The 10732-nt window shown below is 54.9% G+C and carries 11 protein-coding genes, 2 tRNA genes and 1 rRNA gene; 5 read left to right on the plus strand and 9 right to left on the minus strand.

The genetic code is table 11. The annotated features are described in order from the left end of the window. Positions 1–84: 84 nt before the first annotated feature. Positions 85–966 carry a LysR family transcriptional regulator gene (locus tag CWM58_RS17105; RefSeq protein WP_100681405.1) on the plus strand — a complete coding sequence of 294 codons (882 nt, stop codon included), beginning with the start codon at positions 85–87 and terminating at the stop codon, positions 964–966. 59 nt (positions 967–1025) lie between these two features. On the opposite strand, the gene CWM58_RS17110 is transcribed toward CWM58_RS17105, so the two are convergent. Then, positions 1026–1102, minus strand: a tRNA-Asp gene (locus CWM58_RS17110). A gap of 133 nt (positions 1103–1235) precedes the next feature. Then, positions 1236–1967 (minus strand): DNA polymerase III subunit epsilon, encoded by a 732-nt coding sequence (dnaQ, locus tag CWM58_RS17115; RefSeq protein ID WP_004204621.1) that lies wholly within the window; start codon positions 1965–1967, stop codon positions 1236–1238. Between the two features lie 64 nt (positions 1968–2031). Here dnaQ and rnhA point away from each other — a divergent pair, with 64 nt between their 5' ends. Beyond that, entirely contained in the window at positions 2032–2499 is a 468-nt protein-coding gene (gene rnhA, locus CWM58_RS17120) for a ribonuclease HI (protein WP_061155675.1), read from the plus strand. Here rnhA and CWM58_RS17125 read toward each other — a convergent pair. Then, on the minus strand, positions 2496–3218 hold the full coding sequence (locus CWM58_RS17125; RefSeq protein WP_100681406.1) for a class I SAM-dependent methyltransferase: 723 nt from the start codon (positions 3216–3218) through the stop codon (positions 2496–2498). The two genes, rnhA and CWM58_RS17125, sit on opposite strands and share 4 nt — an antisense overlap. Before the next feature lie 32 nt (positions 3219–3250). On the opposite strand from CWM58_RS17125, the gene gloB reads away from it, so the two are divergent. Both gloB and mltD read left to right on the plus strand, forming a co-directional pair. Then, positions 3251–4006, plus strand: a complete 756-nt coding sequence (gloB, locus tag CWM58_RS17130) for a hydroxyacylglutathione hydrolase (protein WP_100681407.1) — start codon at positions 3251–3253, stop codon at positions 4004–4006. 71 nt (positions 4007–4077) lie between these two features. Further along, entirely contained in the window at positions 4078–5445 is a 1368-nt protein-coding gene (gene mltD, locus CWM58_RS17135) for a murein transglycosylase D (protein WP_032737077.1), read from the plus strand. A 60-nt stretch (positions 5446–5505) separates the two neighbouring features. Here the strand turns inward: mltD and CWM58_RS17140 are convergent, their stop codons facing one another. From CWM58_RS17140 to CWM58_RS17150, 3 genes are all read right to left on the minus strand, one after another. Then, positions 5506–6276, minus strand: a complete 771-nt coding sequence (locus CWM58_RS17140; protein ID WP_100681408.1) for a class I SAM-dependent methyltransferase — start codon at positions 6274–6276, stop codon at positions 5506–5508. Positions 6277–6363: 87 nt separating this feature from the next. After that, the gene (locus CWM58_RS17145; RefSeq protein WP_002889629.1) at positions 6364–7161 is read right to left on the minus strand and encodes an endonuclease/exonuclease/phosphatase family protein; all 798 of its coding nucleotides are present in this window, start codon (positions 7159–7161) and stop codon (positions 6364–6366) included. Between the two features lie 102 nt (positions 7162–7263). Next, a complete protein-coding gene (locus CWM58_RS17150) occupies positions 7264–8454 on the minus strand; it encodes an MFS transporter (RefSeq protein WP_061155679.1) in 1191 nt (396 codons plus the stop codon). Positions 8455–8558: 104 nt separating this feature from the next. Here CWM58_RS17150 and yafC point away from each other — a divergent pair, with 104 nt between their 5' ends. Further along, entirely contained in the window at positions 8559–9464 is a 906-nt protein-coding gene (gene yafC, locus CWM58_RS17155) for a DNA-binding transcriptional regulator YafC (protein WP_100681409.1), read from the plus strand. 45 nt (positions 9465–9509) lie between these two features. Here yafC and dkgB read toward each other — a convergent pair whose 3' ends face one another. From dkgB to rrf, 3 genes are all read right to left on the minus strand, one after another. Further along, a complete protein-coding gene (dkgB, locus tag CWM58_RS17160) occupies positions 9510–10313 on the minus strand; it encodes a 2,5-didehydrogluconate reductase DkgB (protein WP_061155681.1) in 804 nt (267 codons plus the stop codon). Positions 10314–10477: 164 nt separating this feature from the next. Then, positions 10478–10554, minus strand: a tRNA-Asp gene (locus tag CWM58_RS17165). Between the two features lie 57 nt (positions 10555–10611). Continuing rightward, positions 10612–10727 (minus strand): 5S ribosomal RNA (gene rrf / locus CWM58_RS17170). Positions 10728–10732 lie beyond the last annotated feature (5 nt).

The raw sequence follows: 10732 nt of genomic DNA on the forward strand, positions 1-10732 counted from the left end.
GGCAGACAGTACCCGAAGCTGATAATTTAAAAAAATGAATGTTTTTTCATTCTGACTTCGAGAATGTCGATATAAAGAGGAAATATGGATCTGCGACGCTTTATCACCTTCAAAACGGTTGTCGAAGAAGGATCCTTTCTGCGCGCCTCGCAGAAACTGTGCTGCACCCAGTCCACCGTAACCTTTCATATCCAGCAGCTTGAGCAGGAGCTTGCCATCCCGCTGTTTGAGAAAATTGGCCGGCGGATGTGTCTCACCGCCGCGGGTAAGAATGTCCTGCCACATGTCTACGATCTGACCAAAGTGATGGCGTCGATTCGTCAGGCAGCCCGCCAGGACGATGAACCCGGCGGTGAACTTCGCGTCGCCACTGGTGAAACCCTGCTGGCGTATAAAATGCCGCCGGTGCTGCAGCGTTTTAAGCAACGCGCCCCGAAGGTCCGCCTGTCACTACAGTCGCTCAATTGCTACAGCATCCGTGATGCGCTGCTCGCTGACGAAGTCGACCTGGGGGTGTTTTACCGGGTTGGCAACGATGATGCACTCACCATGATGGAACTTGGCCCGCAGCCGCTGGCGCTGGTCGCGTCAGTCGATCAGGCGCCGGTCGACTTCCTGCGCCCGCGGCAGCATATCCCATTGAGCTTTATCATCAACGAGCCCCAATGCGTGTTCCGGCAGATTTTTGAAAGTACCCTGCGCCAGCGCGGCATGACCATGGAGAACACCATCGAACTGTGGAGTATTGAAAGCATCAAGCAGTGCGTCGCGGGCAATCTTGGGGTGAGCTTCCTGCCGCGCTTTGCGGTAGAGGAGGAACTCAAACGCGGGACGCTGGTCGAGCTGCCGTTCAGCGAGACGCCGCTGACGATCCATGCGCTCTGCGCCCATCACGCCGGGAAAGCAATCAGTCCGGCGATGCGGGTATTCATGCAGTGTATGCAGGAGGAACAAGAGGCGCGCTGAAATTCGGCGACGAAAACGACGAAAGCCTGAATCATTGCTGATTCAGGCTTTCTGAATAGTGGCGGAACGGACGGGACTCGAACCCGCGACCCCCTGCGTGACAGGCAGGTATTCTAACCGACTGAACTACCGCTCCGCGTTGTTGTTCCGTTGGGAACGAGGCGAATATTACGGATTCCCCTCTACCCCGTCAACGCTTTTTCTACCGTTTTGAATCGTTTGCTGCAAAAATCGCCCAACCGCCTACTTTTAATCCATTTCAGGGGTTATCAGGCACGCCACAGGCAGCTTCCGCCTTTCTTTTGTACCAGGTCGAGGCGGGATTCATGGTTCACCAGTTCTTCATCAGAGGCATAAACCACCCGTAACTGGCTGGCGGCGCGGACGACGCGCTGAATGCCCATCTCTCCCGCCTGCTGCTGGCTTTCGCCTTCCATAGAGAACGCCATCGAAGTCTGGCCGCCGGTCATCATCAAATAGACATCGGCCAGAATCTGGGCATCGAGTAATGCCCCGTGCAGCGTACGCTTGCTGTTATCTATTTCGTAGCGCGAACATAACGCATCCAGGCTGTTGCGCTTGCCGGGGAACATTTTCCGCGCCAGTGCCAGACTGTCGGTGATTTTACAAAAGGTCTCGGTTTTCCCGATGCCGCGGTTCAGCTTCCCGAATTCATAGTCCATAAAGCCGATATCGAACGAGGCGTTATGGATCACCAGCTCCGCGCCGCGGATGTAATCCATAAACTCATCAGCCACGTCGGCAAAGGTGGGTTTATCCAGCAGGAACTCATCGGCGATCCCGTGCACGCCGAATGCTTCAGGATCCACCAGCCGGTCGGGTTTCAGATAGACGTGGAAATTGTTACCGGTCAGGCGGCGGTTAATCACCTCCACGGCGCCGATCTCAATAATCTTGTGTCCTTCGTAGTGCGCCCCGATCTGGTTCATACCGGTGGTTTCGGTATCGAGAACAATCTGGCGCGTAATTGCAGTGCTCATAGCGGTCATTTATGTCAGACTTATCGTTTACAAATCGATTTCAATTACAGGAAGTCTACCAGAGATGCTCAAACAGGTAGAAATTTTCACCGACGGCTCTTGCCTGGGAAATCCAGGACCCGGCGGTTACGGCGCCATCATGCGCTACCGCCAGCACGAAAAAACCTTTAGCGCCGGCTACCGTCTGACCACCAATAATCGCATGGAACTGATGGCGGCAATCGTCGCCCTGGAAGCGTTAAAAGAACATTGCGAGGTCGTACTCAGCACCGACAGCCAGTATGTCCGCCAGGGGATCACCCAGTGGATCCACAACTGGAAAAAGCGCGGCTGGAAAACGGCAGATAAAAAACCGGTGAAGAATGTCGACCTCTGGCAGCGCCTGGACGCTGCACTTGGCCAGCATAAGATTAAATGGGAATGGGTGAAGGGCCACGCTGGCCATCCTGAAAACGAACGCTGCGACGAACTGGCCCGCGCGGCAGCCACTCATCCCACTCAGGACGATATCGGCTACCAGCCTGAGAGCTAATTCTGCCCCTTGCGCCACTGCCGGGTGGCGCCGACCGCCGGCCGCAGCTGCGTTTTCGCTTTACCGGATTTCATCGGATTGAGCGTCAGCGGAATGGTCCGTTTGCGGGCGACAATCAATTGTAAACAGCCCAGCGCTGGCAGATGAGTGCTCAATAGTTTGCCACCGTGGCGCGACCAGGGCAAAACCTGGTAACGCCCATAGTGCAGCACTTCAAAGTTGAGTAGCGACAGCCAGTCCAGCTGGCGCATCAGCGTAAACATACGGCTATTATAAGGCGTACCTTTGCGCAGGACCGGCACCAGCTTACTCACTCCCATCAGGCTGACCGGATTAAACCCGGTCAGGATCATCCAGCCATCATCAATCAGCACGCGATCGGCTTCCCGCAGCAGACGATGCGGATCGCCACACCACGGCAGAGTGTGCGCCAGCAGACAGGCGTCGACGGACTTTTCGGCAAAGGGTAAATGCAGCGGGTCGGCCCGGACCTGCATCGGGTTTCCCGCCAGCGAGACATTGACCTGATGCGAGATGGCGCAAGCTTCGGTATTGATTTCCGCGCTCAGATTGCCAATCTTAAGCAGATGAAAGCCATATAATTTAGCCAGCCACGGTTTCATCTGCTGTTCCAGCGTTTCGCGATAGTATTCGCCCCACGGCATACTGGACCAATGCTCAGGCGCTGTCACTGTGTGAGGTATCCTTGCCGGCTTCATTGCCACCTTCCGCTACGCTTTAGAGGTAATTTATGAATCTTATCAGTATTCCCGCGTTTCAGGACAACTACATCTGGGTTCTCAGTGAGAATAACGGCCGCTGCATCATCGTTGACCCAGGCGAAGCCGCGCCGGTTCTGGCGGCCATTGAGGAAAACCAGTGGCAGCCCGAAGCCATTTTACTGACCCATCACCATCAGGATCACGTCGGCGGCGTAAAACAATTACGGGAGAAATTCCCTTCTATAGCGGTTTACGGGCCGGCGGAAACCCAGGATAAGGGAGTCACTCAGGTGGTAGGCGATGGCGATCGGCTGTCAATTCTCGGGCACGATTTTCCCATTTTCTCTACGCCAGGTCACACATTAGGACATATCTGTTACTACAGCGAACCTTATCTGTTCTGTGGCGACACTATGTTTTCCGGCGGCTGCGGAAGGCTGTTCGAAGGTACTGCTGAGCAGATGTATCAATCATTTATGAAAATTAACACCCTTCCTGAAGAAACCCTCATATGTTGCGCACATGAATATACGTTAGCGAATATGAAGTTTGCATTGAGTATCCTGCCAGATGATAGGGACATAAACGATTACTATCATAAAGTTAATGAGTTACGTGCAAAAAAACAAAAAACACTACCCGTAATTCTGAAAAATGAGCGTCGTATAAATTTATTTTTACGCGTAAATGATGTTGATTTAATTGATAAAATTAACAAAGAAACAAATTTGCAACACTCTGTGGCGCGATTTGCATGGTTAAGGTCAAAGAAAGACGACTTCTGATATTTAATTCTTGTCATCGGACAACTTCGCCGTTATCCTTGGTCGTCTTTTAAGCAACTATTGACACACACATGAAGGCACGAGCGATATTACTCGCCTCTGTCCTGCTGGTGGGGTGCCAGGCGTCTAAGCACGATGGCACCGTCGAACAGCGAGCACAGAGCCTTTCTGCGGCTGGTCAAGGGGAAGCAGGTAAGTTCACAAGTCAAGCGCGCTGGTTAGATGATGGAACCTTCTACGCGCAAGACCAGGATCTGTGGACTTCCATAGGCGACGAGCTAAAGATGGGAATACCGGATAATCCCCGGATTCGCGAACAGAAACAGAAGTACTTAAGAAATAAGAGCTATCTCCACGATGTAACTTTACGGGCAGAGCCGTATATGTACTGGATAGCCGGGCAGGTTAAGAAACGTAACATGCCAATGGAACTGGTATTACTACCCATAGTGGAGAGCGCTTTTGACCCACACGCGACGTCTGGCGCCAATGCCGCAGGCATTTGGCAGATCATTCCGAGCACAGGGCGCAATTATGGTTTAAAACAGACCCGCAGTTACGATGCGCGTCGTGACGTCGTCGCATCTACTACCGCGGCGCTGGACATGATGCAACGTCTGAACAAAATGTTCGACGGCGACTGGTTATTAACGGTCGCAGCCTATAACAGCGGCGAAGGTCGGGTCATGAAGGCAGTAAAAGCGAACCGTTCGCGTGGTAAACCCACCGATTTCTGGTCGCTGTCTCTGCCGCATGAAACGAAAATCTACGTACCGAAAATGCTGGCATTGAGCGACATTCTCAAAAACAGCAAGCGTTACGGCGTAAAGCTGCCTACGGCCGATGAAAGCCGTGCGCTGGCGCGCGTTCGCCTCGACAGCCCGGTTGATATTTCTCAGCTCGCGGACATGGCAGGAATGCCGGTCAGCAAACTGAAAACCTTCAACGCTGGCGTAAAGGGATCAACGCTGGGCGCGAGTGGGCCAAAGTACGTCATGGTGCCGCAGAAGCACGCTGCTCAGCTGCGTGAATCGCTGGCCTCTGGCGACATTGCCGCCGTGCAGCCAACGCAGCTCGCGGACAATACGCCGCTGACCAGCCGTAGCTATAAGGTACGCTCTGGCGACACGATTTCCGGGATTGCTTCGCGTCTCGGCGTCACGACCCGGGATTTGCAGCAGTGGAACAACCTGCGCGGTTCAGGGTTAAAAGTCGGGCAGAATCTGGTTGTCGGCGCAGGTAGCAGCGCACAGCGCCTGGCGAATAACAGCGATAGCATCACCTATCGTGTTCGCAAAGGTGATTCGTTGTCGAGCATCGCTAAACGTCACGGTGTTAACATTCGCGACGTGATGCGCTGGAACAGCGATACCGACAATTTGCGGCCCGGCGATCAGTTGACGCTGTTCGTGAAAAACAGCGATCGACCAGAGTCCTGATACTCTCAGGGTTCGATAAAAAGGCACCGACTTCCCCCGGTGCCTTTTTTATTGCCCGCTTTAGACGGCCTTATGCGCTTCGAACAGGATGGTATCGCTGGTAAACGACCCGTCCTGCTGTAATTCGAAGTAGGCTTTAATCTCCGCCGAAGCGCTCTGCTGATATAAGCGAATCGCTTCTACCAGCACCTCTGGGGTACGCATCCGCGCCACCCAGGAGCTGAACTCCAGCGGCAGGCGATCGGTCGATAAATGATTAATCACCAGGCCTGCGTCATTGGCCAGCGCCAGCCACTCGCCGCTGGAATAATTACGCACGTGCGAGGTATCGCGCAGCGCTTCCACGGTCTGCAACCAGACATCACGCACCGGATGGCCCGGCGACATCACGTCCATCATGATCATCACCCCGCCCGGCTTCAGCACCCGTTTCACCTCACGCAGCGCCTGGCCGACATCATGCCAGTGGTGCGCGGAGTAGCGGCTAATCACCACATCAAAACTGGCATCAGCGAACGGCAGCGTTTCAGCATATCCCTGCTGGGTCACGATATTGGTAAAGCCTTTCTCTTTTGCCGCCGCGGTAACCACTTCCAGCATCTGGCTTGATAAATCATAGGCGGTCACCTCGGCAACCTGTCCCGCCGCGGTAAAGCTGGCGTGCCCTGCCCCGCAGCCCATATCCAGCACTTTCGCCTGAGGGAAATCGGCCAGCCGTTCCGCCAGCCGCTGCAGATCGCGCCCGGAGGCGTGCACGGCGCTGGTCAAATAGGCGCTGGCCTGGGAGCCGAACTGCTTTTCGACATTGTCATGGTGAGAGCGTGTTGTCATTGTGTTGTCCTTCGGTTGTGTGAGTAATTTAGGGCAGCATCGTGCTGAACGCAGACCTGCCCGATGGCAGGCCTGACATACCTTAAATTAATCAGGCTTGCCGGGACTGAATTCGACTAGTAGCGGGTTGTGATCGGAGGCGCGGGTCACCAGCACGGAAGCATCGTGTACGCTTAACCCACGATAGAACACAAAATCGAGCGGACGACCAAACGCGCGGCGGCGCTGATCGTCAGAGAAACGAACTTCGCGTAACGACATCTCACGCGCAAAGCGGTACAGCGCGTTCATCCGCGGGCGGCTCCAGGCATTGAAGTCTCCGGCCATGATCACCGGCCCGCTGTGATGGGCAATCTGATCGCCTATCGGCAGCAGCTGTTTACTGTAGACGTCAACGCCAAGACTAAAGTTAACGGCATGGATGTTCACCACCATCAACAATCGCGCATCGGGCAGCGGATAGACGGTCACTAAGGCCGATTTCGGCAATCGCAAAATAGGCTCGCGCTCGCGCAGCGGACAGCAATAGATGGGGTGAGCAGAGGCCAGCGTCATCACGCCGGAAGGATGCTGCGGCAATACCAGCGCCGGCACCTGATCGGCGGCCAGATAGTTTGAAGTCGCGAACCTGACCAGTTCTGGGGTGGTTTGCGCCTCCTGCAACAGGACCAAATGCGCATCTTTGCCGAAATTTTTGAGGACCGACTGCCACTCTGCACGCTGCTGCTTGAAGATATTCCATACCAGCACGCGGATCTTTTCATCGCTGCTTAACGGCGTGCCGGCAGGATAAACCGGACTCACGCCCGCAAACGCCCCCGGAGGCAATATCCTCTCCGCAGGTTGTCCGGCGACGTAGCGCATGGCATAGGTATTCTTTCGCAATTTGGGCATCAATCCTCAATAACAGAAACCAGCCCAACAACGACTGGTTCTTCTGTTATAGGGATTTTCCCATCCACTTTCAATGCAATTTGCGATAAACCCTTAGCCTTCGAGAGAAACCGCTGCCGAACGGTGTGGCGATTTATCTAAACGACCGCTCAGCACCACCAACAGCAAGGCGACCAGCACAATCACCGCACCAATCCACGGCGTCTGCGCCAGACCATACCGTTCAACCGTCTGCCCGCCGACGATGGACCCCAGCGCGATACCAATATTGAAGGCGGCAATATTCAGGCCGGAAGCGACGTCGACGGCGCCAGGCGTGTACTGTTCGGCTTTTTGCACCACGTACACCTGCAGACCCGGAACGTTGCCGAAGGCGAAAATACCCATCACCAGAACCGTTGCCAGCGCGGCATAGTGGATGCTGGCGGTCAACTGGAAGACCAGCAGCAGCACAACCAGCGCGGCGAAGATAAACTTCAGCGCGGAGACGGCGCCATGCTTATCGGCCAGTTTGCCTCCCCACACATTGCCGATAGCAACCGAGACACCATAGCCCAACAGGATCCAGCTAACCGCTGACGGGCTGAAACCGGCCAGTTCCTGCATCATCGGTGCAAGAAAAGTAAAGGCGGTAAACACGCCGCCGTAGCCCAGCGCGGTAATGGCGTAGATCATCAGCAGGCGAGGATGAGTTAATACTTTCATCTGATCGCGCAGGCTGGCACTGGCACGGCCCGGAATATTATTCGGTACCAGAATCAGGCTGCTGATAAGCGCAATAACGCCCAGAATCGATACCGCGAGGAACGTTTCCCGCCAGCCAAAATGCTGACCGATGAAAGTCCCGAACGGCACCCCGGTGACCAGCGCGACCGTCAGGCCGCCGAACATAATAGCGATAGCTGAGGCGGCTTTCTCTTTTGCCACCAGGCTGGTGGCGATTGTCGAGCCAATAGAGAAGAACACGCCGTGTGCCAGTCCGGTCAGCAATCGCGCCAGGATCAGCGTTTCATAGCCCGGGGCCTGCCAGGCCAGCACATTACCCGCCGTAAACAGGACCATCAACGCCAGCAGCAGCTGTTTACGCGGCATACGACCTGTTAGTGCCGTCAATACCGGGGCGCCGATCGCCACACCCAGCGCGTAGATAGAGACCAGTAGTCCCGCAGAAGGCAGAGAGATAGAGAGTTGTTGCGCGATGGTCGGGACCAGGCCGACAATCACAAATTCAGTGGTGCCAATTGCGAAGGCACCGATAGTTAAGGCAAATAGCGCCAGTGGCATAATTTACTCCGTAGCATCAGGATTAAGATGACACGTAGTATGAAGGGTTGTATAAATAACAAAAACCATCAAAGTATCAATAGAATTTTGCTACAGGTGCAATAATGAGAGCCACATCAGAGGAGATCGCCATCTTTGTGGCGGTGGTGGAAAGCGGGAGTTTCAGCCGGGCGGCCGAGCAGCTCGGACAGGCCAACTCTGCCGTCAGCAGGGCGGTCAAGAAGCTGGAATCAAAGCTGGGCGTAAGCCTGCTCAATCGGACCACCCGCCAGCTTAGTCTGACGGAGGAAGGCGAGCGCTATTTTCGTCGGATGCAGGTGGTCTTGCAGGAAATGGCGGCGGCAGAGAATGACCTGCTGGAGACGCGCACGACGCCGCGAGGCCTGCTGCGGGTGGATGCCGCGACGCCGGTGATGCTGCATTTTCTCATGCCGCTGGTGAAGCCATTTCGTGAGCGCTACCCGGAAATGACGCTGTCGCTCGTCTCGTCTGAGACGTTTATCAATCTGATTGAACGAAAAGTGGATGTAGCCATTCGGGCCGGGACCTTATCGGATTCCAGCCTGCGCGCCCGGCCGCTGTTTACCAGCTATCGTAAGATCGTCGCCTCGCCCGACTATGTCGCGCGCTACGGTATGCCGCAGGATCCGTCCGATCTGAAACAGCATCACTGCCTCGGGTTCACCGAGCCGGTATCACTGAATACCTGGCCGGTCTCCTGTTGCGATGGTCAGCTGTTAGAGATCGAGTCGGCGGTGTCATCCAACAGCGGCGAAACGCTCAAGCAGCTGTGCCTGACCGGTAACGGCATTGCCTGTTTGTCGGATTACATGGTGGATAAAGAGATTGCCAGCGGAGAGTTTGTCGAACTACTGGCCGATAAGCGCTTACCGGTGGAGATGCCCTTCAGTGCCGTCTATTACAGCGACCGGGCGGTCAGTACCCGCATCAGAGCATTTATTGATTTTCTGAGCGAGCATGTAAAACAGCTCCCGAAGGAGCTGTCGTAATACAATCTCAGGCGGCAATGCGAGCGGCATCCCGGTATCGGGAGATTAATCCCACTGCGGAGCCAGACCTTCCGGACTCACCAGACGATCGTTGCAGTCCAGTGCGGCGATCGCTTTACGATCTTCATCATCCAGCTGCAGATCCTGCGCTTTCAGGTTGCTGGCCAGGTTGTCACGCTTGGTGGACGATGGGATAACCGCATAGCCTTCGCCCATTGCCCATGCCAGAATAACCTGCGCTGGGGTCGCACCATGTTTCGCCGCGATGCGGGCAATCACTTCATCTTTCAGTGCCTTACCGTAGGCCAGCGTCATGTAAGAGGTGATATGGATGCCGTGCTCACGCGCCCAGTCGACCACTTTACGGTTTTGCAGGTACGGCGAGAGCTCAATCTGGTTAGTCGCTATATTCTCAGCGCCAACGGCGGCAATCGCGCGCTCCATCAGCGGAATAGTAAAGTTGGAGATACCGATCTGACGGGTCAGACCCAGCTTCTTCGCTTCCATCAGGGCTGCCATAAACTCTTCAACGGCAACAGCGTCATTCGGCGACGGCCAGTGGATCAGCGTCAGGTCAACATAGTCAGTGCGCAGCTTCTGCAGGCTCTCTTTCAGGCTGGCGATGAGTTTGTCTTTGCTCAGGTTTTCGATCCAGATTTTGGTGGTGATGAACAGCTCATCACGCGGCACGCCGCTTTCGGCGATGGCCTGACCCACCGCGGCTTCGTTGTCATAGATTTGCGCGGTGTCGATAGTACGATAGCCCAGCTCCAGCGCGGTTTTTACGGATGCGATAACAACATCATCTTTCAGACGGAAGGTGCCAAGACCAAATGCAGGGATTGCCATGATTTTCCTCGTTATTTCTTCATTTCGGTTAACGGATAGAATTATGGCTGAGGGAGAAGTGGAGAAAAAGAGCGATTAATGCAGAGGATTTTTGCTGATTTAGCAATAATAGGGAATAGAGCAAACAAAAAAGCCCTGAGCAAATGCTCAGGGCTCTTAATAAGTGGCGGAACGGACGGGACTCGAACCCGCGACCCCCTGCGTGACAGGCAGGTATTCTAACCGACTGAACTACCGCTCCACCGAATTTCTTCGCTTTATTACCACCGGTTGTCACCCCGGCTTACTGCAATTTGATGCCTGGCAGTTCCCTACTCTCACATGGGGAGACCCCACACTACCATCGGCGCTACGGCGTTTCACTTCTGAGTTCGGCATGGGGTCAGGTGGGACCACCGCGCTATCGCCGCCAGGCAAAT

Origin of the sequence: Klebsiella sp. H-Nf2 (genome assembly GCF_002806645.1) — a bacterium.
Lineage (GTDB): Bacteria > Pseudomonadota > Gammaproteobacteria > Enterobacterales > Enterobacteriaceae > Klebsiella > Klebsiella variicola.